General features: G+C 62.9%; 19 protein-coding genes and 1 pseudogene (1 of these 20 only partly in view). 13 read left to right on the top strand and 7 right to left on the bottom strand.

The features are described from left to right. A protein-coding gene (locus AA098_RS24425) for a CoA-acylating methylmalonate-semialdehyde dehydrogenase (protein ID WP_003255276.1) crosses the window boundary here: on the bottom strand, positions 1–1,400 show its 5' portion. It extends 94 nt beyond the left edge of the window; only the first 1,400 of its 1,494 coding nucleotides appear in the window; the start codon lies at positions 1,398–1,400; its stop codon lies beyond the left edge, outside the window. Positions 1,401–1,473: 73 nt separating this feature from the next. Next, positions 1,474–2,820 (bottom strand): aspartate aminotransferase family protein, encoded by a 1,347-nt coding sequence (locus AA098_RS24430; protein ID WP_004576992.1) that lies wholly within the window; start codon positions 2,818–2,820, stop codon positions 1,474–1,476. A gap of 115 nt (positions 2,821–2,935) precedes the next feature. On the opposite strand from AA098_RS24430, the gene AA098_RS24435 reads away from it, so the two are divergent. From AA098_RS24435 to AA098_RS24455, 5 genes are all read left to right on the top strand, one after another. Next, positions 2,936–3,856, top strand: a complete 921-nt coding sequence (locus tag AA098_RS24435) for a LysR family transcriptional regulator (RefSeq protein ID WP_029380767.1) — start codon at positions 2,936–2,938, stop codon at positions 3,854–3,856. 90 nt (positions 3,857–3,946) lie between these two features. Beyond that, positions 3,947–4,609, top strand: coding sequence for a TetR/AcrR family transcriptional regulator (locus AA098_RS24440; protein ID WP_003255279.1), 663 nt, complete (start codon positions 3,947–3,949; stop codon positions 4,607–4,609). 9 nt (positions 4,610–4,618) lie between these two features. After that, the gene (locus AA098_RS24445; protein WP_003255280.1) at positions 4,619–5,203 is read left to right on the top strand and encodes a YigZ family protein; all 585 of its coding nucleotides are present in this window, start codon (positions 4,619–4,621) and stop codon (positions 5,201–5,203) included. Between the two features lie 368 nt (positions 5,204–5,571). Next, positions 5,572–6,258 carry an SDR family oxidoreductase gene (locus tag AA098_RS24450; RefSeq protein WP_003255281.1) on the top strand — a complete coding sequence of 229 codons (687 nt, stop codon included), beginning with the start codon at positions 5,572–5,574 and terminating at the stop codon, positions 6,256–6,258. An 85-nt stretch (positions 6,259–6,343) separates the two neighbouring features. Further along, positions 6,344–7,291, top strand: a complete 948-nt coding sequence (locus AA098_RS24455) for an adenosine deaminase (RefSeq protein ID WP_064615064.1) — start codon at positions 6,344–6,346, stop codon at positions 7,289–7,291. A gap of 20 nt (positions 7,292–7,311) precedes the next feature. Here the strand turns inward: AA098_RS24455 and AA098_RS24460 are convergent, their stop codons facing one another. Next, on the bottom strand, positions 7,312–8,025 hold the full coding sequence (locus tag AA098_RS24460; protein WP_004576993.1) for a helix-turn-helix transcriptional regulator: 714 nt from the start codon (positions 8,023–8,025) through the stop codon (positions 7,312–7,314). 489 nt (positions 8,026–8,514) lie between these two features. On the opposite strand from AA098_RS24460, the gene AA098_RS29970 reads away from it, so the two are divergent. Then, complete coding sequence (locus AA098_RS29970) at positions 8,515–8,712, top strand: hypothetical protein (protein WP_003255284.1); 198 nt, start codon at positions 8,515–8,517, stop codon at positions 8,710–8,712. Here the strand turns inward: AA098_RS29970 and AA098_RS24465 are convergent. Together AA098_RS24465 and AA098_RS24470 are read right to left on the bottom strand one after the other, a co-directional pair. Further along, the gene (locus AA098_RS24465) at positions 8,663–9,844 is read right to left on the bottom strand and encodes a multidrug effflux MFS transporter (RefSeq protein ID WP_064615065.1); all 1,182 of its coding nucleotides are present in this window, start codon (positions 9,842–9,844) and stop codon (positions 8,663–8,665) included. The genes AA098_RS29970 and AA098_RS24465 overlap by 50 nt on opposite strands. Before the next feature lie 107 nt (positions 9,845–9,951). Then, a complete protein-coding gene (locus AA098_RS24470; protein ID WP_003255286.1) occupies positions 9,952–10,149 on the bottom strand; it encodes a heavy-metal-associated domain-containing protein in 198 nt (65 codons plus the stop codon). Positions 10,150–10,294: 145 nt separating this feature from the next. Here AA098_RS24470 and AA098_RS24475 point away from each other — a divergent pair, with 145 nt between their 5' ends. From AA098_RS24475 to AA098_RS30330, 5 genes and pseudogenes are all read left to right on the top strand, one after another. Next, entirely contained in the window at positions 10,295–10,681 is a 387-nt protein-coding gene (locus AA098_RS24475) for a hypothetical protein (RefSeq protein ID WP_003255287.1), read from the top strand. Between the two features lie 52 nt (positions 10,682–10,733). Further along, a complete protein-coding gene (locus AA098_RS24480; RefSeq protein ID WP_060546073.1) occupies positions 10,734–13,133 on the top strand; it encodes a heavy metal translocating P-type ATPase in 2,400 nt (799 codons plus the stop codon). After that, a complete protein-coding gene (gene cueR, locus AA098_RS24485) occupies positions 13,130–13,540 on the top strand; it encodes a Cu(I)-responsive transcriptional regulator (RefSeq protein WP_004576995.1) in 411 nt (136 codons plus the stop codon). Before AA098_RS24480 ends, cueR begins: the two co-directional genes overlap by 4 nt. 365 nt (positions 13,541–13,905) lie before the next feature. Further along, positions 13,906–14,793, top strand: a pseudogene (locus tag AA098_RS30325) (cache domain-containing protein); the annotation flags it as partial. A gap of 129 nt (positions 14,794–14,922) precedes the next feature. Continuing rightward, complete coding sequence (locus AA098_RS30330) at positions 14,923–15,651, top strand: methyl-accepting chemotaxis protein (protein ID WP_371914709.1); 729 nt, start codon at positions 14,923–14,925, stop codon at positions 15,649–15,651. 65 nt (positions 15,652–15,716) lie between these two features. Here the strand turns inward: AA098_RS30330 and AA098_RS24495 are convergent, their stop codons facing one another. Both AA098_RS24495 and AA098_RS24500 read right to left on the bottom strand, forming a co-directional pair. Beyond that, positions 15,717–16,496 (bottom strand): helix-turn-helix transcriptional regulator, encoded by a 780-nt coding sequence (locus AA098_RS24495; RefSeq protein WP_003255291.1) that lies wholly within the window; start codon positions 16,494–16,496, stop codon positions 15,717–15,719. A gap of 89 nt (positions 16,497–16,585) precedes the next feature. Then, positions 16,586–17,863 (bottom strand): acetyl-CoA C-acetyltransferase, encoded by a 1,278-nt coding sequence (locus AA098_RS24500; protein WP_060538847.1) that lies wholly within the window; start codon positions 17,861–17,863, stop codon positions 16,586–16,588. Between the two features lie 117 nt (positions 17,864–17,980). On the opposite strand from AA098_RS24500, the gene AA098_RS24505 reads away from it, so the two are divergent. Next, positions 17,981–19,333: a 3-oxoacyl-ACP reductase gene (locus tag AA098_RS24505; RefSeq protein WP_064615066.1), complete on the top strand. Its 1,353-nt coding sequence runs from the start codon at positions 17,981–17,983 to the stop codon at positions 19,331–19,333. 2 nt (positions 19,334–19,335) lie between these two features. Further along, positions 19,336–20,187: a MaoC/PaaZ C-terminal domain-containing protein gene (locus AA098_RS24510; protein ID WP_064615067.1), complete on the top strand. Its 852-nt coding sequence runs from the start codon at positions 19,336–19,338 to the stop codon at positions 20,185–20,187. Positions 20,188–20,254 lie beyond the last annotated feature (67 nt).

Raw genomic sequence — 20,254 nt, forward strand, 5'->3', positions numbered from 1 at the left:
CCATCCGGGCCATAGGCATGCAGATCACCAAACAGCGAACGCTTCCAACCACCGAAGCTGTGGTAGGCCACCGGCACCGGCAGCGGTACGTTCACACCCACCATACCCACTTCGATCTCGTCACAGAACAGACGGGCCGCTTCACCGTCACGCGTAAAGATGCAGGTGCCGTTGCCATACTCGTGATCGTTGATCAGCTGCATGGCCTGCTCCAGGCTATTCACACGGACCACGCACAGCACCGGGCCAAAAATCTCCTCTTTATAGATGCGCATCTCCGGGGTCACCTTGTCGAACAGGGTGCCACCCACAAAGTAGCCATCTTCATTACCCGCCACTCGGAAACCACGACCATCCACCACCAGCTTGGCGCCAGCAGCAACACCGTCATCGATGTAACCCACGACCTTGTCACGCGCTGCCGCAGTCACCAGCGGGCCCATGTCCAGGCCGCACGAGGTGCCGGCACCAATCTTCAGCGCCTTGATCTGTGGCTCCAGCTTGGCAATCAGGGCATCGGCCACTTGGTCGCCCACGCACACGGCGACCGAAATGGCCATGCAACGCTCGCCACACGAACCGTAAGCCGCGCCCATCAGTGCACTGACTGCGTTGTCCAGGTCGGCATCCGGCATCAGCACCGCGTGGTTCTTCGCGCCACCCAAGGCTTGTACACGCTTGCCACGCTTGGTGCCTTCGGCATAGATGTACTCGGCGATCGGGGTCGAGCCCACGAAGCTCAGTGCTTTGACTTCCGGCGCTTCGATCAGCGCATCCACCGCTTCCTTGTCACCGTGCACGACGTTGAGGATGCCCTTCGGCAGGCCGGCTTCCAGCAGCAACTGGGCAATGTACAGGGTCGAGCTCGGGTCACGCTCGGAAGGCTTGAGGATGAATGCGTTGCCGCAGGCGATGGCCAGCGGGTACATCCACAGCGGCACCATGGCCGGGAAGTTGAATGGGGTGATACCGGCAACCACGCCCAGCGGCTGGAAGTCGGACCAGGCGTCGATGTTCGGACCGACGTTGCGGCTGTACTCACCCTTCAGCACTTCAGGGGCTGCACACGCGAACTCGACGTTCTCAATACCACGCTTCAGTTCACCGGCGGCGTCTTCCAGGGTCTTGCCGTGCTCTTCGCTGATCATCTGCGAAATCTTGGCTTCGTTCTGCTCCAGCAGTTGCTTGAAGCGGAACATCACCTGGGCGCGCTTGGCCGGAGGGGTGTTGCGCCAGGCCGGGAAGGCTGCCTTGGCCGAGTCGATCGCTTCCTGCACGGTTGCGCGGCTGGCCAGTTCGACCTTGCGAACGGCCTGGCCAGTGGACGGGTTGAAGACATCGGCGGTGCGCTCACCCTTGGTAACCAGTTCGCCGTGAATCAGGTGCTGAACAATGCTCATGCAAAACTCCAGATAAACAAAGGAGAGCCAGGCGCGCGCTGCGGGCATGCGCCTGGCATCAAAATCGGAAAGATCAGTCGATCAGGTTCAGGGTTTCGCCTACAGCATCGAACAGGCGGTCCAATTCCTGCGGCTTGGTATTGAAGGTTGGGCCGAACTGCAGGGTGTCGCCACCAAAGCGTACATAGAAGCCGGCTTTCCACAGCTTCATGGCCGCTTCATATGGGCGAACGATGGCATCACCGTCACGGGCGGCGATCTGGATGGCGCCGGCCAGGCCGTAGTTACGGATATCGACGATATTCTTGGTGCCCTTCACGCCGTGTAGCAGCTTCTCGAAATGCGGCGCCAGTTCAGCCGCGGACTGCACCAGGTTTTCCTTCTGCAGCAGGTCCAGCGCGGCGAGACCGGCGGCACAGGCTACCGGGTGCGCCGAGTAGGTGTAGCCGTGTGGGAATTCCACGGCGTATTCCGGGGTCGGCTGATTCATGAAGGTCTGGTAGATCTCGCTGCTGGCAATCACTGCGCCCATCGGGATGGCGCCGTTGGTCACCTGCTTGGCGATGCACATCAGGTCCGGGGTAACGCCGAAGGCTTCCGAGCCGGTCATCGCGCCCATGCGGCCGAAGCCTGTGATCACTTCGTCGAAGATCAGCAGAATGTTGTGCTGGGTGCAGATTTCACGCAGACGCTTCAGGTAACCCTTCGGCGGCGGCAGCACACCGGCCGAACCGGCCAGCGGCTCGACGATGACTGCTGCGATGTTGGAGGCATCGTGCAGCTCGATCAGCTTGAGCATTTCGTCAGCCAGCGCGATACCGCCCTCTTCCGGCATGCCTTTGGAGAAGGCGTTCACTGGCAACACGGTGTGAGGCAGGTGGTCGACGTCCAGCAGCTGACCAAACATCTTGCGGTTACCGTTGACGCCACCCAGGCTGGTACCGGCGATGTTCACGCCATGGTAACCACGGGCACGGCCGATGATCTTGGTCTTGGTTGCCTGGCCTTTCAGGCGCCAGTAGGCACGCACCATCTTCAGCGCGGTATCGGCGCACTCGGAACCGGAGTTGGTATAGAAGACGTGATTCAGATTGCCCGGAACCAGCTCGGCGATCTTTTCCGCCAGCTGGAACGACAGCGGGTGGCCGAACTGGAACGCTGGGGAGTAGTCCAGCGTACTCAGTTGGCGGGTCACCGCGTCAGCGATTTCCTTGCGAGTGTGCCCTGCGCCGCAGGTCCACAGGCCAGACAGGGCGTCGAAGATCTTGCGCCCGTGGTCATCGACCAGGTAGTTGCCTTCGGCCGCCACGATCAGGCGTGGGTCGCGCTGGAAGTTGCGGTTGGCGGTATAGGGCATCCAGTGGGCGTCCAGCTTGAGCTGGCTGGCGATACCCGTGGGGGCGGTTTCGGGCATGTTCATCGGCGGTTCCTCGGAAGACGATTAGGCAACGATGGATGTTGTTGCAGCTAAGTTGGCACGGCGATAGAGTCTGAAAAAGCCTACATTTCTAACCTTCAGGCAGGCCGAGACTAAACTGATGAGCCGAAGACCCGATCCACTCGCCCAAGTCAGCGATTTCGACATCCGCCTGCTGAAGATCTATCGCAGCGTCGTCGAGTGCGGTGGCTTCTCCGCTGCCGAAAACGTACTGGGCATTGGTCGCTCGGCCATCAGCCAGCAGATGAACGACCTCGAACAACGCCTCGGCCTGCGCCTGTGTCAGCGCGGCCGCGCCGGTTTCTCGCTGACGGAGGAAGGCCGCGAGGTCTACCATTCAGCCCTGCAACTGCTCAGCGCGCTGGAAACCTTCCGCACCGAGGTCAATGGCCTGCACCAGCATTTGCGCGGCGAGCTGAACATCGGCCTGACCGACAACCTGGTGACCCTGCCGCACATGCGTATCACCCATGCCCTGGCGGAACTCAAGGACCGCGGCCCTGATGTACGCATCCAGATCCGTATGATCGCCCCCAGCCAGGTCGAGCACGGCGTGCTCGACGGCAGCCTGCACGTTGGCGTCGTCCCACAGACCAGCCCGCTATCGGGGCTTGAGTACCAACCGCTGTACAGCGAACGCTCGCTGCTGTACTGCGCAGTCGGCCACCCGCTGTTCTACGCCGACGACCAGCAGATAGACGACGAACGCCTCAACAGCCAGGAAGCCATCACCCCCACCTTCCGCCTGCCGGCCGACATCCAGGCGCACTACCAGGCGCTGAATTGCACAGCCAGTGCTTCTGACCGCGAGGGCATGGCGTTTCTCATCCTCACCGGGCGTTATATTGGCTATCTGCCCGACCACTACGCCATGTTCTGGGTACAGCAAGGCCGTTTGCGTGCGCTCAAGCCCAAGGAGCGCTTTTATGACCTGAGCCTGAGCTGGGTTACCCGCAAAGGCCGGCGCCCCAACCTGGTGTTGGAAAGCTTCCTCGAAAGCCTGGCTGCGACACGTTGATGCCAGTCTGTGCCGCAAACGCTTGTCACTTCGGCACAGGCAGGTAATCTTGTCCCACAGCCGCAGCCACTGCCCCGTACGGAATCGTCCATGACCCTAGAAGTCCCTGCGCATCGCCTCTCCGCCTCGGGCAAGCCCGCGGGCCGTATCCGCCAGAAGAACGAACAGGCCATTATCCAGGCCGCCGAAGATGAGTTCGCCCGCCATGGTTTCAAGGGCACCAGCATGAACACCATCGCCCTCAAGGCGGGGTTGCCCAAGGCTAACCTGCATTACTACTTCACCAACAAGCTGGGCCTGTACATCGCCGTGCTCAGCAACATCATCGAGTTGTGGGACAGCACCTTCAACGCCTTGAGCGTCGATGACGACCCCGGTGAAGCCCTGAGCCAGTACATCCGCACCAAAATGGAGTTCTCCCGGCGCAACCCGCAAGCTTCGCGCATTTTCGCCATGGAAGTGATCAGCGGTGGCACCTGCCTGACCGAATACTTCAGTGCCGATTACCGCGAATGGTTCCGCGGCCGTGCTGCGGTATTCCAGGCCTGGATCGAAGCAGGCAAAATGGACCCGGTCGACCCGGTGCACCTGATCTTCCTGCTCTGGGGCAGCACCCAGCACTATGCCGACTTCGCCACCCAGATCTGCCAGGTGACTGGCCGCAGCCGCCTGACCAAGCAGGACATGGAAGACGCGAGCAACAACCTTATCCACATCATTTTGAAGGGCTGCGGCATCAAGCCGGCTGCCTGACTGTCCTTTATGCCTTCTACCCTGCTCGACCTCTGCGAATACCGCGAGGAAATCCGCAAAAGCCGCTTCATCACCCTCGCCGGGCCGATCAGCAGCGCCGCCGAAGCGATGAGTTTCATCGAACGCCACAGCGACCTGGCCGCTACCCACAACTGCTGGGCCTGGAAACTCGGCGCGCAGTACCGCAGCAGTGACGACGGCGAACCCGGCGGCACTGCAGGGCGGCCGATACTGGCGGCCATTGAAGCGCAGGACTGCGACCAGGTGGTGGTGCTGGTGATCCGTTGGTACGGCGGCATCCAGCTGGGTACCGGCGGCCTGGCCAGGGCCTATGGCGGCGGCGCCAACAAGTGCCTGCAACAGGCGCCCAAGCGCCTACTGGTGCAGCGCAGCCACTTCAGCTGCAGTTGCAGTTTCAGCGAACTGGCGCTGGTGAAGTTGCGCCTGGCCGAGATTGACGGCCTGGTCCTGGATGAACAGTTCACCGCCAATGGTGTGGACCTGGTGATTGCCCTCGGTGACGCCCACCTGGCGCCATTGCAACAGCAACTGGCGGACCTGAGCCGCGGGCGTATTTTGCTCGAAGCACGCTGAACATTGCCCACAACAACTGTGGGCCTGCCTGTGGATAAGCTTGGGGCACTCTCTTGCAGGCTAGTGATTTCGAGGCCCCCAGAGCTTTGATCATATTTTGATCACTATTTGATGACAGTCGTAAACTGCTGAATGTGCGCGACTTATCCCCAGCGAACCGCCCATCCAAGCCGCACCCCGCTTGCTCACCTTGCACACAATAACTGTGGACCAGCTTGTGGATAACCCGTGCGCCAACAGGCGAAGCGCCCGGCCCCGCAAGGCCCAGACAAAACTGACCATTTTTTAACCAGACGCAAACCAGGCACGCGTATTCGCCGTGACGTATGCTCAATTCCTTTCTCCTACACCGATAAAGGAATGTTCCTATGGCCAATTCAAGAACTGCCCTCATCATCGGCGCCTCGCGCGGCCTTGGCCTGGGCTTGGTACAACGCCTGCACGAAGACGGTTGGCACATCACTGCCACCGTCCGTAACCCGCAGCAGCCCGGCGCCCTGGCGAACGTGCCCGGCGTGCATATCGAGCAGCTGGAAATGAACGACACCGTTCAGCTCGACAGCCTGAAGCAACGCCTGCAAGGCCAGGTGTTCGACCTGATATTCGTCAACGCCGGAGTCATGGGCCCCCTGCCGCAAGACCTGGAGGCAGTCCACAACAGCGACATTGGCGATCTGTTCATGACCAACGCTGTGGCGCCGATACGCGTGGCTCGCCGCCTGGTGGGTCAAATACGCGAAGGCAGTGGTGTGCTGGCTTTCATGAGCTCGATCCTGGGAAGCGTCACCATCCCAGACGGTGGCGAAATCTGCCTGTACAAGGCCAGCAAGGCGGCACTGAACTCGATGATCAACAGCTTCTTCGTTGAGCAGCAGCGCCCGGACCTGTGCGTGCTGGCCATGCACCCGGGCTGGGTGAAAACTGACATGGGTGGCGAAAACGCCGAAATCGATGTGCTCACCAGCACCCGCGGCATGATCGAACAGATCAAGGCCCAAAGCGGCAAGGGCGGCCTGCGTTTCATCAACTACAAGGGCGAACCCTTGGTCTGGTGATTCACCAGGTCGCAGCCCGGCTGGGCGCATTGCCCAGCCAGCCCCTGTAGAATGGCCGCAACCGTACCTGATTGAGATGACCACTATGTATGACTGGTTGAACGCCCTGCCCAAGGCCGAACTGCACCTGCACCTGGAAGGCTCACTGGAGCCGGAGTTGCTGTTCGCCCTGGCCGAGCGCAACAAGATCGCCTTGCCCTGGGCCGATGTGGAGACCTTGCGCGGTGCCTATGCCTTCAACAACCTGCAGGAGTTCCTCGACCTGTATTACCAGGGCGCAGATGTGCTGCGCACCGAGCAGGACTTCTACGACCTGACCTGGGCCTACCTGCAACGCTGCAAGGCCCAGAACGTGATCCACACCGAACCCTTCTTCGACCCGCAGACCCACACCGACCGCGACATTGCTTTCGAAGTGGTGCTCAACGGCATCAGCCAGGCGCTCAAGGATGGCCGCGAACAACTGGGCATCAGCAGCGGCCTGATCCTCAGCTTCCTGCGCCACCTCAGCGAGGATGAAGCGCACAAGACCCTCGATCAGGCCTTGCCGTTCCGCGATGCGTTTATTGCCGTAGGCCTGGACAGCTCGGAGATGGGCCACCCGCCAAGCAAGTTCCAGCGGGTGTTCGACCGCGCCCGTAGCGAAGGCTTCGTCGCCGTTGCCCATGCTGGCGAAGAAGGCCCGCCCGAGTACATCTGGGAAGCCCTCGACCTGCTGAAGATCAAACGTATCGACCATGGCGTGCGCGCCATCGAGGACGAGCGCCTGATGCAGCGCATCATCGACGAGCAGATCCCGCTCACGGTGTGCCCGCTGTCCAACACCAAGCTCTGCGTGTTCGACCACATGAGCCAGCACAACATCCTCGACATGCTCGAGCGTGGTGTGAAAGTCACGGTCAACTCGGACGACCCGGCCTACTTCGGTGGCTACGTCACGGAGAACTTCCACGCTCTGCATACCCACTTGGGCATGACCGAAGACCAGGCTCGTCGCCTGGCGCAGAACAGCCTGGACGCACGGCTGGTTTGAGTAGCATGACGACGTTGCGCTCAACCGACCTGCAACGTCGCCACGCGGGCTATGCGATTGATCTGCTGGATACCCAGCGCCGAAATATGCAGTGCCCGTGAGTCCTCTATCTCGCGCATCCAGCCAGATTGCAGGAACAACCTGAACAAGGCCTGACCCAGTACGCCACCCAGATGCGGGCCTTGGTCATTCCATTCGGTGCAGCGGCAGATCACGCAACCTCGTTGCTGGTGTGGCGCCAGGGCATCGATGTACACCCCGACCAAGGCCAACTGCGCCCGCCCCTCGTCACTGACCCTCAAGTGCCGTCCGCTGCCTTCCAACCAGCCAGCCACCACCATGCGATGGTACAGCTCACTGGCCAACTCCCCACCCAGGTGATCGCCACAACGACGCGCCCGGCGCATCGACAGCGGCAGCGACGATACCGGCGCTTCGGCACGCTCTCCCCTGGCGCTTTCCAGCTGTACGCTGGCCAAGGCCTCTACCGCCGCTCCGACCTGCGGGGTAGCCAGGCAGAAGTAACGTTTGCGGCCCCTGGCTTCATGCCTGAGCAAACCGGCCGACGACAGCAGCGAAAGGTGCGCGCAGGCTGACGATGAAGTCAGGCCAGTCATTATCGCGAGCTCATTGGCCAACCGCGGTGTGCCATCGATCAATGCCCACAACATGGCACTTCGCTTGGGGTCGGCCATCAGGCTGGCGATCTGGCTGATACTGCTGGCTGCGTTCATGTCCTTGTAACTCCCTGCAAGTTCACTGTGGGGATGCGATGGCCAACCCTGCCAGGGAAGCGCCTCTCGCTGGCACTGGCCTGGCTCGCCAGTATAAGCCGCAGAAAACGCCGGTTCAGACGGCCAGGTGCCATCGTACTCATGACGAAAAACCACTGGGTATGCCTACCCATGGCAAGCAGCGAGGCGGCTTCGAAAACGCCCCGGCACCCAGTCAATCAAGGCACCGGTACGCCCACACAAACGCGCTGAAACATCTTGATGAAAACAAACTTGCAGCCATTTCAGATGTGGCCCACAGCAACCTTCCACAAATAGTGCGAAACAAAGCGAAGGTTCTGCGGGTTTGCAGGCATTGCGCCCAAAGTAGGAGACACCGCCAGGAAAATGCACACACTTACCGTCAGTCAGGACGCTGAAGCCGTGTCATGGCAGGCTGGCGGGCCAGCGCTACACTTGAGCGGCTCCCCTTCCTGGAGGTATGCAGCGATGAAAATTATCGTAAGTGCGTCGAGCCGAAACCCCGCCTGCCCTTGGCAAGTCCAGCTCGATCAGCATGTGGTCAGTTTCCGCAGCGAGGCTGAGGCGCGTGCCTTCGTCGCCACGCTGGAAACCCGGCTGCAGGCACCTCACCCGCTCATGCGGGAGCCTTGGCCTGCAAACGCCGGGTCAACAGCGCAACACTGACCACCAGCGCCCCGCACAGGCTGATCACGATTGCCATGGGCACCGCACTGCCATCATGCAGCAGCCCGACCAGCGCCGCAGCACCCGCAGCTACGCTGAACTGCACACAGCCCATCAGTGCCGAGGCGCTGCCGGCACGCGCGCCCTGTCCACTCATGGCGCAGGCCGAAGCATTGGGAATGATGCAACCAAGGCTGGCGATACAGATGAACAGCGGCACCAGTAGCGGCCACAGTTGCGCAGGGCGCAACGCCGCCACGCCCAGCAACACCAGGCCCGCAACCAGATACAGCCACACCGCACGGCCCAGCAGGAAGGCCGGCCCGCGTTTGGCCAGCAGGCGGGCGTTCACCTGCGCCACCAGAATAAAACCTGCGGCGTTGGTGCCGAACAGCCAGCCGTAGTGCTCAGCGGGCACGCCATACAGTTTGATGAACACGAAAGGTGAACCGGCGATATAGGCAAACATGCCGGCAATGGCGATACCGCCGGTCAGGGCATGGCCGAGGAAAACCCGGTCAGCCAGCAGCCGCAGGTACTGGCGCAAGGCGCCAGACAGCGGTTGCCGGGGTATATGCTCGGGCAGGCTTTCCGGCAGGCCCAGGCTTACCGCCAGCAGGCAGCCGGCACTGAACAGGCTCAGCGCAAGGAAGATCGACTGCCAGCCGGCCAGGTTCACCAGCACCCCACCCAGCATCGGTGCCAGGATCGGCGCCAAGCCCATGACCAGCATCAGTTGCGAAAACACTTTGGCTGAAGCTACCGGGTCGCACTTGTCGCTGACGATGGCCCGCGAAAGCACCATGCCGGCACAACCACCCAGTGCCTGGATGAAACGCGCCACCACCAAGGTATCGAGGTTGGGGGCGTAGGCACAGGCCAGTGATGCCAAGGTGAACAGCGTAACGCCGAACATCAGCGGTTTGCGTCGGCCAAAGCGGTCGGCAACCGGCCCATAGGCCAACTGCCCGATAGACAGGCCCATGAAGTAGGCGGCCAACGTGGCCTGGACGTGTTTTTCATCGGTGGCGAACGCTTGCGCCATGGCCGGGAAGGCTGGCAGGTAAAAGTCGATCGCCAAGGGCCCGAACGCACTGAGTGCGCCCAGGATGAGCACCATTCGCAGGTTCATCAGGAATCCATAGCAGGCTAAGCAAGTGACTGATTCTACCTGCTGTGGACCCTGTCAATGTGAAAACATTTGCAACACTGTTACCCCCGGTGGGAGCAATCAGGTCTTCAGGCGATTTCGGCCTGATACCCCTCATCGCGAATCGCAGTGAGAATCTGCTCCTGCGCCAACTCGCTCTGCACACGCACCTGTTTACCTGCCAGATCAACTTCCACCCTGGCTGCCGCATCCTGCTCCTGCACCGCGCGGGTCACGGCTTTCACGCAATGGCCGCAGGTCATGCCTTGTACATTGAACACTTGCATGGGGGTTACCTCCTTCAGGTTTTTCACAAGTTTCAAGCTTGCCATGAGGGCAAGGTCAAGCCCTGCCTGCAACGCCCGGGGTGGAAATCCGCGTCCGCGTCGGCCAAGCTGCGCCTTTGACGATCAGGCAAGCAGGAGATTTTTCATGTTCAGGGCAGCATTGGGCGTCGTCGGGCTCTTGGGCGCGCTGGCTGTGGTGCCACCGGCATTCGCCGAGGGCAACTCGGCCTACAGCGTACTGATCATTTCCCGGGAGCGCCTGGAAGTGGCCACCAGTTGCGAAATCGGCGTGTACCTCAACGACCAGCTTTCCGGGCGCGTTTTCCAGGAGCAGTCCACCTCGTTCAACCTGCCGCCTGGCCCGGTGGATGTGCGCCTGCGCCTGCTGCCTGGGCAAATGCCGGGTTGCGCCGCAGGTATAGAGGACCAGCGCAGCACGCGTTTGAATCTGCAGGCGGGCCAGATCAACAAATACCGCATCGCCATGGGGCAATATGGGCTGGAGTTGAAACGAGCCGACCTGGGCTATTGACCTTGCCTGCGTGGCAAGGTTGATGCTGGAGGCCTGTCCAAGGAGGAGAGCCATGCCCGCATCCACCACATACGACCTGCCGATCTCCGGCATGACCTGCGCCAGCTGTGCTGGCCGGGTCGAGCGCGCCCTGCGCAAGGTCACCGGCGCTGAACAGGTCAGCGTAAACCTCACCACTGAAAAAGCCCGGGTTGTAGCCCCGCCTGCCAGCCTGCCAGCCTTGGTCGAAGCCGTGCGCGAGGCCGGTTACGGGGTACCAACCCGCACCCTCGAACTGCAGATAGGCGGCATGACCTGCGCCAGTTGTGTCGGCCGAGTAGAGCGCGCCCTGGGCAAATTGGCCGGGGTCGAGCGGGTCAGCGTCAACTTGGCCAGCGAACGCGCGCACCTCGAAGTGCTTGCGGCCCTTGATGACAACCTGCTGATCGACGCTGTGCAAAAGGCAGGCTACAGCGCCAGCCTGCCGCAATCGACCAAGGACGACCAAAGCGCTGTCCAGCGCCGCCTGCGCAACGAGCGCCTGGCAGTCGGTGCAGCCTTGCTGTTGGCCCTGCCGCTGGTATTACCCATGCTGGTACAACCGTTCGGCTTGCACTGGATGCTACCCGCCTGGGCGCAGTTCCTGCTGGCCACACCCGTGCAGTTCATTCTCGGTGCCCGCTTCTACATTGCAGCCTGGAAGGCCGTGCGCGCCGGTGCCGGCAACATGGACCTGCTGGTGGCCCTGGGCACCAGCGCTGGCTATGGCCTGAGCCTGTACCAATGGGCACAGGCTCCCGCCGGTATGGCCCCGCACCTGTACTTCGAAGCCTCAGCCGTGGTGATTGCCCTGGTATTGCTGGGCAAGTACCTGGAAAGCCGCGCCAAACGCCAGACCGCCAGTGCCATCCGAGCCCTCGAAGCCCTGCGCCCGGAACGCGCCCTGCGCGTGGTCGACGGCGTGGAAGAGGACGTGGCCATCGCCCACTTGCGCTTGGGCGACCTGGTACTGGTCAAGCCCGGCGAACGCTTCCCAGTCGACGGCGTGGTCGAAGACGGCAGCAGCCATGCCGATGAGGCCCTGATCAGCGGCGAGAGCTTGCCAGTGCCCAAGCAGCCCGGCGACAGCGTCACCGGTGGCGCCATCAATGGTGAAGGCCGGCTGCTGGTGCGTACCCAGGCGCTGGGCACCGAGACCGTGCTGGCGCGCATCATCCGCCTGGTGGAAGACGCCCAGGCCGCCAAAGCACCGATCCAGAAGCTGGTCGACCGTGTCAGCCAGGTGTTCGTCCCGGCCGTGCTGGTACTGGCCCTGATCACCTTGATCGGCTGGTGGCTGGCTGGGGCACCGCTGGAAACCGCGCTGATCAACGCCGTCGCCGTGCTGGTCATCGCCTGCCCCTGCGCCCTCGGCCTGGCCACACCCGCCGCGATCATGGCCGGCACCGGGGTCGCCGCCCGCCACGGCATCCTGATCAAGGATGCCGAAGCTCTGGAGCGTGCCCATGCGGTCAACCGCGTAGTGTTCGACAAAACCGGTACCCTCACCTCCGGCAGCCCGCGGGTGGTTCACAGTCAGGCGCTGGACGGCAACAGTGCCGACCTTCACCGCCTGGCCGGCGCCCTGCAGCGCGGGAGTGAACACCCGCTGGCCAAGGCGGTACTGGTGGCCTGTGCAGAGCAAGGGCTGGACGTGCCAACCGTTGCCGACAGCCAGTCACTGACCGGGCGCGGCATTGCCGGGCGCGTTGAAGGCCGTGAACTGGCGCTGGGCAACCGCCGACTGCTTGACGAAAGCGGTCTGCAGCCCGGCGATTTGGCCGCCCAGGCCCAGGCCTGGGAAGCGGAAGGGCGCACACTGTCGTGGCTGATCGAGCGCGGCGCGCAACCGAGAGTCGTGGGCCTGTTCGCCTTTGGTGACAGCCTCAAGCCTGGCGCCGCGCAGGCCATCGAAACCCTGCACGCCCAACACATCAGCAGCCACCTGCTGACCGGTGACAACCGTGGCAGCGCCAAAGTGGTTGCCGAGGCACTGGGCATCGACGATGTGCACGCCGAAGTGCTACCGGCCGACAAGGCCGCGACCGTGGCCGCGCTCAAGCAGGATGGGGTGGTCGCCATGGTTGGCGATGGCATCAACGATGCACCGGCGTTGGCCGCGGCCGACATCGGCATTGCCATGGGTGGCGGTACCGACGTGGCCATGCAGGCCGCCGGCATCACCCTGATGCGTGGCGACCCGCGCCTGGTGCCCGCCGCGCTGGAAATCAGCCGCAAGACCTACGCGAAGATCCGCCAGAACCTGTTCTGGGCCTTCATCTACAACCTGATCGGCATTCCGCTCGCCGCGCTGGGTTACCTCAACCCGGTACTGGCAGGAGCTGCCATGGCCCTGTCCAGTGTCAGCGTCGTCAGCAATGCACTGTGGCTTAAAACGTGGAAACCCACCAGCAGCACCCAGGAGGCGCCATGAATATCGGCCAGGCCGCCCGCCGCAGCGGGCTCAGCACCAAGATGATCCGTTACTACGAGTCCATCGGCCTGCTCAAACCCGCCACTCGCAGCGACAGCGGCTACCGCCTGTACCAGGCGCAAGACTTGCACAACCTGGCCTTCATCAAACGCTCCCGCGACCTGGGCTTTTCCCTCGAAGAGGTCGGCAAGTTGCTGACCTTGTGGCAGGACCGCCAACGTGCCAGCGCCGATGTGAAGGCGCTGGCCATGCACCACATCGATGAACTGAACCGGCGCATCGAGGAGCTGGTGAGCCTGCGCGACACCCTCGGCGAGCTGGTTTCGCACTGCCAGGGTGACGACCGTCCGGACTGCCCGATCCTCAAAGACCTGGCCAATGGCGCTGCGGGCAGCTGCTGTCACTGAGCTGCCACGCGCCTTTGGCATGCCATAAATGTCCAAACACGACCGAATAGTCACCAACCACGACTTTATCCAATAAATACGGGCGTTTTGGCTTCATAAAACCCGGATGCTGCCGATGCAGTTGCTACCTGCCTCGTGTGTCGAAAACAAAAATTCCGGGAGCGTCGATGAGCATCAAACAGAAACTGACCTGGGCATTCGCGGTCATCGCCGGCTTGCCCATCGTTCTCGTGGCCACCCTGGTGGTCATCAACCTGCGCGGCGAAGCCCGCGACGGATTCCTCGACAGCAGCAGCCGGGAAATCCGCCAGGTCAGCAACGCGATGAACATCTTCTTCCAGGGGATCAACCAGAACGTCGAGTACATGGCTTCCCAGCCAATGGTTGCCGCCACGGGCAGCGAGCTGAACAAGTACATGAGCGCAACCCCGTCCTACGAACTGGGCGAGCAGGCCAGCAAAATTCTCGACTTCATGACTCGCCTGGCCAACTCACACCCCGCCTACGCCTACCTGTCCTACGGGGTGAATGACGGCGGCTACACTGGCTGGCCGGCCGGCCAGAAGTTTGTCAATTATGACCCACGCACGCGCCCCTGGTACCAACTTGCCATGGCCAACCCTGGCAAGACGATGCGTACCGGCGCCTACTACTGGGCCGCCGACGATGCGGTGCTGGTCAGCACCGTGCGCACCGTGGCCAACCAGCTGGGCAACCCCGGCGGCGTGGTCAACATCGACGTGTCGCTCAAGGGCCTGACCGAAATCGTCAAGCAGATCAAACTGGGCGAAAGCGGCTACCTGATGCTGGTGGAAAGCAACGGCAACGTGATGGTCGACCCGCGCGACGCCGCCCACAACTTCAAGCAGCTGGGAAGCTTTGGCGACGGTTACGCCAAGCTGGCCAAAGCCGGCAAAGGCCTGGTCGAGGTCGAACTCAATGGCGTGCACTACATGGCCAACGTCTACCCAGACCAGCAGCTGGGCTGGACCTTCATCGGCCTGATCGAACAAAGCGAAGTGATGCAGACCACCACCCGGCTCACCTGGCTGATCGGTGTCATCGCTGTGGTGTTGGCCTCGCTGTTCGCGGTGGTCGGTGCGGCCTTCGCCAAACTGATCGTGCGCCCGATCAACAGCGTCACCAACGGCCTGGAGGACATTGCCCAAGGTGAGGGTGACCTGACCCGCAACCTGGAAATCCGCGGCCGCGACGAAACCGCGCAACTGGCCAGCTGGTTCAACCAGTTCCTCGGTGCCATTCGCAGCCTGATCCAGCACATCGGTGCTGCCGCCAGCAAGATCCTCAGCACGTCCAGCAGCTCGACCCGCGTCTCCAGCGACATGGCCGAGGCGGCCGGCCGCCAGCGCGAAGCCGTGGATATGGTTTCCACTGCATTCCACGAAATGGTCGCCACCGCCAATGAAGTGGCACGGTCCTGCAGCCAGGCCGCGCAGTCGGCCGACAGCGGCCAGCAGCAGGCCCGCGAAGGGCAGCAACAGATCGATGCAGCGGTACACAGCGTTGATCGCCTGAGCCAGGAGATCGAGCAATCGGCCCAGTCGATCCAGCAACTGGAGCGTGACAGCAACGCCATTCAGTCGATCCTCGGCACCATCCGTTCGATTGCCGAACAAACCAACCTGCTGGCCCTGAACGCCGCCATCGAAGCGGCCCGTGCCGGTGAGCAGGGCCGCGGCTTTGCCGTGGTGGCCGACGAAGTACGGGCGCTGGCCAAGCGTACTGCCGACTCCACCGCTGAAATCGACGGTTTGCTGGGCAACCTGGCCAGCCGTACCGCCGAAGTGGCCGAGCAGATGCACGCCAGCCTGGAAGTGTCGCAGCAGTCGGTGAGCCGCATTGGTCTGGCCCGCGACAGCTTCGGGCAGATCCGTGAGTCGGTGGATGTGATCCGCGACATGAACACCCAGATCGCCACGGCAGCCGAAGAACAGCATCAGGTGGCTGAGGACATCAACCGGCACATCAGCCAGATTCACGGGGATGCGCAGTTGGTGGCCGAGCTGGCCCAGGCGGCGCGCCAGGACTCCGAGAGCCTGGCCGGGCTGTCCAATGAGCTGGATACGCTGGTGCGCAGGTTCCGCACCTGAAGTATGGCCTGTGCCGGCCCTTTCGCGGGGTTATCCGCGAAAGGGCCGGCACAGGCAACCGAAAATCAGAGCTTCAATTCCCCCGGTGTCGCGCCAAACAGCTGCTTGAACGCCGCAATGTAGGCCGACGTGGAGTCATACCCACACCCCAGCGCCGCCTCGGTCACATTCTCCCCCGCCTCCAGCAACGCCAGCGAAGACAACAGCCGCATGCGCTGGCGCCAATTACGAAAGCTCAACCCGGTTTCCCGTTGAAACAGCCGCATCAGCGTCTTCTCCGAACACCCCAGCTCCCGCGCCCATTGCTGCAAGGTCTGCGGCTGGTCTGGTGCAGCGATCAAGCCATTGCACAGCGCCAGCAAACCAGGGTGGCGGGGCAACGGCAGCGAAAAACCGACTTCCGGCAAGGTGCGCAACTGATCGAGCAGCACTGCCACCAGACGCGATTCGGCGCTGTCGTCCTCTGGGTAATCTGCCGGGAACAGGCAGAACTGCTTGATCAGCTCGCGCGCCAGCGGCGTGACTTCCAGCACTCGGCATTGTTCCGGCGCCCATGGGCAGGCATCGCGGCGCACATACAGGCTGCGCATCTCGGCTTGCATCGAGGTGACCACTTCATGCTCGGCATCGGCAGGGATCCACACCCCCCACTGCGGTGGGGCGAAGTAACTGCCGTCGCGTGTGTACACGCCAAGTACACCGCTGATGGCGTAGGAGAACTGCACCCAGTCGTGCTGGTGGCGGGTAGTCCACGAACCGGCGCCAAGGCTTTCGGCACGGGCGTAGAGCGGTCTGGGCAGGTGTTCCAGCGCGGGGATAGCGCGGGGGTGTCCGATGATCGGCATGGTATGTTCTTGTAGTTCTGACCAGACAAGCCTAACAGCTGGATCATGATCGAGGCACTCACCGCCTCTGCAGTTACCCTGGAGGTGCTTCAGCGCTCGACGATAACGGTCACCCCCTGCCCGCCTGCCGCACAGATCGAAATCAGCCCGCGCCCCTTACCCGCCGTCGCCAGCAGCTTGGCCAGGTGGGCCAATATCCGCCCACCGGTTGCCGCAAACGGGTGCCCGGCCGCCAGCGAACTGCCCTTCACATTGAGTTTGCTGCGGTCGATCGCGCCCAGCGGCGCCTCCAGGCCCAACCGCTCACGGCAGTAATCGGCATCTTCCCAGGCCTTGAGCGTGCACAGCACCTGGGCAGCAAAGGCTTCGTGGATTTCGTAGTAGTCAAAGTCCTGCAGCGTCAGGCCATTGCGTGCCAGCAAGCGTGGCACGGCATACACCGGCGCCATCAACAACCCTTCGCGCCCCGTGACAAAATCCACCGCAGCGGTTTCGCCATCGACCAGATAGGCAAGCACCTGCAACCCCTGCTGCTGCGCCCACGCTTCGCTGCCCAACAGCACCAGCGAAGCACCATCGGTCAACGGCGTGGAATTACCCGCCGTCAACGTGCCCTGCCCGCTGCGGTCAAAGGCTGGTTTGAGCCTGGCCAACTGCTCAAGGCTCAGGTCGGGGCGCAGGTTGTTGTCCCGCACCAGCGAAAGAAACGGCGTCAACAGGTCGTCCTGCCAACCCTCGGCATAGGCAGCGGCCAGCTTTTGATGGCTAAGCAGCGCCAATTCGTCCTGCTCGGCGCGGCCAACGCGCCAAGTGTGGGCCATGCGCTCGCAATGCTCGCCCATCGACAACCCCGTACGCGGCTCGCTATTGCGTGGTAGCTCGGGTTTCAGGTGATGAGGCCGCAGCTTGAGGAAGGGCTTTAACCGTTCGCCAAGGCTTTTGCCACGGTTGGCCTGCAGCAATATATGGCGCAAGCCTTCGTTGACGGCGATCGGCGCATCGGAGGTGCTGTCGACACCGCCTGCAATACCGCACTCGATCTGCCCCAGGGCAATCTTGTTGGCCACCAGCAGCGCAGCCTCCAGCCCGGTACCGCAGGCCTGCTGGATGTCATAGGCCGGGGTCTGCGGTGACAGGCGCGAACCCAACACGCACTCGCGGGTCAGGTTCATGTCGCGCGAGTGCTTGAGCACAGCACCGGCCACCACCTCGCCCAACCGCAGGCCGTGCAGGCGATAGCGTTCGATCAAGCCTTCAAGCGCGGCCGTGAGCATCGCCTGGTTGCTGGCCGTGGCGTAGGCGCCATTGGAGCGGGCGAAAGGGATCCGGTTGCCGCCCAGGATCGCGACCCGGCGAGTTGAACGCATGCGCGTGTTCCTCCTGAAACAATTTGTTCGGTACAGCCTAGGTGTTTTTACCGCATTCGAACGACCCTGCCGCAAAGTTGGTCCACACTTTCAAGCTTGCCTTTCGGGAGACCACTCATGAGCGATCGCTACCTCGGTTTTGCCAACTCCAATCTCGGCCGCCGCCTCGTGGATGCCCTTGGCCTGCCACGCCCGGCGCCACTGGAGCGCTGGCAGGCTGGCCGCCTGCGGCCGGTGGAAGGTGCCCTGGTACTGGGTGGCGGGCCACTGGCGAAGCAGGTCGAAGCCATCGCCCAGCGCCTCACTGACGAGGTATACAGCTTCAATGCCGACAACCTGCAGGCTGAAGCCTGGGTGGCCGGCCTGGGGCCGAAAATCAAGGCCGTGGTATTCGATGCCAGTCACTTGTCCGACAGCGATGCACTGAAGCAGTTGCGTGAATTTTTCCAGCCGCTGCTACGCAGCCTGGCCCCATGCGCCCATGTCCTGGTGCTGGGCCGTGCACCGGAAAGCCTCGACGACCCACTGGCCAGCGTTGCACAGCGTGCCCTTGAGGGCTTCAGCCGCTCACTGGCCAAGGAACTGCGCAACGGCGCCACTGCCCAGCTGTTGTATGTCACCCCCGGTGCCGAAGATCAGCTGGAAGGCGCCCTGCGCTTCTTCCTCTCGCCGAAGAGTGCCTTCATCTCTGGCCAGGTACTGCGCCTGCAAGCCTGCACCGGCCAGGTGGAGGACTGGACCCGCCCACTCGGCGGCCGCCGTGCGCTGGTCACGGGGGCTGCGCGCGGTATCGGCGCCGCCATTGCGGAAACCTTGGCACGGGACGGCGCCGATGTACTGCTGCTGGATGTACCGCAGGCCAGCCAGGACCTCGACGCCCTCGCTGCACGCCTCGGCGGCAAGGCACTGCCACTGGATATATGCGCTAGCGATGCGGCAACGCAACTGCTCGCGGCCCTGCCCGACGGCATCGATATCGTGGTGCACAACGCCGGTATCACCCGCGACAAGACACTGGCCAACATGACGCCGGAATACTGGGACGCCGTGCTGGCCGTGAACCTCAAGGCACCGCAAGTGCTCACCCAGGCGTTGTATGACAACGGCGCGCTGGGGGAAAACGCGCGCATCACCCTGCTGGCCTCGGTCAGCGGCATTGCCGGCAACCGCGGGCAGGCCAACTATGCCGCGAGCAAGGCCGGGCTGATCGGCCTGGCCCAGGCCTGGGCGCCACGGCTCGCCGAGCGCGGTGGCAGCATCAACGCCATCGCCCCCGGTTTCATCGAAACCCACATGACTGCAGCCATGCCCATGGGCCTGCGCGAGGCGGGCCGGCGCTTGAGTTCGCTGGGCCAGGGTGGGCGCCCGCAGGATGTCGCCGAAGCCATTGCGTGGCTCAGCCAGCCAGGCTCCGGGTCGGTCAACGGCCAGGTGCTGCGGGTGTGCGGCCAGGCATTGATGGGGGCTTGAACATGAGCCGACAATGGCACGACCTGCACAACCCGGCCGCCCGCGCCAGCCTGTACCTGCGCGCAGCCAGCAAACGCTCCATCAGCGGCGACCGGCTGCCGGACGATGGCCTGCGCTGTTTCATGCGGGTCCAACCGGGCAATCTGGGTGCCTATCGAAGGCTTTGCCACTTTCCCGATGATGGCCGCCTGCCGGGGACCTATCCTCATGTGATGGCGTTTGCCCTGCAATTGCAGCTGATGACAGCCGATGATTTCCCCTTCCCGCTGCTTGGTCTGGTACACCTGCACAACCGCATCGAAGTGCTGCGCCCCCTGGGTGGTGTCGAAGGGCTGCGTTTTGCGGTGTACGCGCACAACCTGCAGCGCCATGCCAAAGGTGGCACCTTCGACCTGGTCACCGAGGCTGAAGATGGCATCGGCCTGCTCTGGCGCGAGACCAGCCGCATGTTGGTGCGTGGCTTGACCCTGGAAGGCGAGGCAAGTGAGCCCGCCGACACGGCGCCTGATTCATTGCCCGAGGCCACCCGCTGGTATGCCGACAGTGATATCGGCCGGCGATATGCCAAGGTGTGCGGGGATTACAACCCTATCCACCTCAGTGCTGTCAGTGCGCGGTTATTTGGCTTTCCAACGGCCATTGCCCATGGCATGTGGACCAAGGCCATGGCCTTGGCCGCGCTGCGCGGGCACTTGCCGCACAGTGGCTTTGCCTTTGAGGTGGACTTCCGCAAGCCGGTCAGGTTGCCTTCAGAGGTGGTGCTCAGTGCCAGTGAAGCGGGCCCTTCGGGCCAACTGCGCCTGGACGGGCACGGGGACGAGCTGCATATGGTCGGCCGTTGGGAGTGCCTGTAGGGCCGGGCCTGTCCTGGCGGTATACGCTTGCTTTGCATCGGGCCTGGGCAGAAGCTATGCAGCAATA

Origin of the sequence: Pseudomonas sp. JY-Q, assembly GCF_001655295.1 — a bacterium.
GTDB lineage: Bacteria > Pseudomonadota > Gammaproteobacteria > Pseudomonadales > Pseudomonadaceae > Aquipseudomonas > Aquipseudomonas alloputida.

Coding starts and splice junctions, on each gene's coding strand:
- AA098_RS24430 (WP_004576992.1), bottom strand. CDS start 2,820: ATGAACATGCCCGAAACCGCCCCCACGGGTATCGCCAGCCAGCTCAAG.
- AA098_RS24440 (WP_003255279.1), top strand. CDS start 3,947: ATGACCCTAGAAGTCCCTGCGCATCGCCTCTCCGCCTCGGGCAAGCCC.
- AA098_RS24445 (WP_003255280.1), top strand. CDS start 4,619: ATGCCTTCTACCCTGCTCGACCTCTGCGAATACCGCGAGGAAATCCGC.
- AA098_RS24450 (WP_003255281.1), top strand. CDS start 5,572: ATGGCCAATTCAAGAACTGCCCTCATCATCGGCGCCTCGCGCGGCCTT.
- AA098_RS24455 (WP_064615064.1), top strand. CDS start 6,344: ATGTATGACTGGTTGAACGCCCTGCCCAAGGCCGAACTGCACCTGCAC.
- AA098_RS24460 (WP_004576993.1), bottom strand. CDS start 8,025: ATGAACGCAGCCAGCAGTATCAGCCAGATCGCCAGCCTGATGGCCGAC.
- AA098_RS29970 (WP_003255284.1), top strand. CDS start 8,515: ATGAAAATTATCGTAAGTGCGTCGAGCCGAAACCCCGCCTGCCCTTGG.
- AA098_RS24465 (WP_064615065.1), bottom strand. CDS start 9,844: ATGAACCTGCGAATGGTGCTCATCCTGGGCGCACTCAGTGCGTTCGGG.
- AA098_RS24470 (WP_003255286.1), bottom strand. CDS start 10,149: ATGCAAGTGTTCAATGTACAAGGCATGACCTGCGGCCATTGCGTGAAA.
- AA098_RS24475 (WP_003255287.1), top strand. CDS start 10,295: ATGTTCAGGGCAGCATTGGGCGTCGTCGGGCTCTTGGGCGCGCTGGCT.
- AA098_RS24480 (WP_060546073.1), top strand. CDS start 10,734: ATGCCCGCATCCACCACATACGACCTGCCGATCTCCGGCATGACCTGC.
- cueR (WP_004576995.1), top strand. CDS start 13,130: ATGAATATCGGCCAGGCCGCCCGCCGCAGCGGGCTCAGCACCAAGATG.
- AA098_RS30330 (WP_371914709.1), top strand. CDS start 14,923: ATGGTTTCCACTGCATTCCACGAAATGGTCGCCACCGCCAATGAAGTG.
- AA098_RS24495 (WP_003255291.1), bottom strand. CDS start 16,496: ATGCCGATCATCGGACACCCCCGCGCTATCCCCGCGCTGGAACACCTG.
- AA098_RS24500 (WP_060538847.1), bottom strand. CDS start 17,863: ATGCGTTCAACTCGCCGGGTCGCGATCCTGGGCGGCAACCGGATCCCT.
- AA098_RS24505 (WP_064615066.1), top strand. CDS start 17,981: ATGAGCGATCGCTACCTCGGTTTTGCCAACTCCAATCTCGGCCGCCGC.
- AA098_RS24510 (WP_064615067.1), top strand. CDS start 19,336: ATGAGCCGACAATGGCACGACCTGCACAACCCGGCCGCCCGCGCCAGC.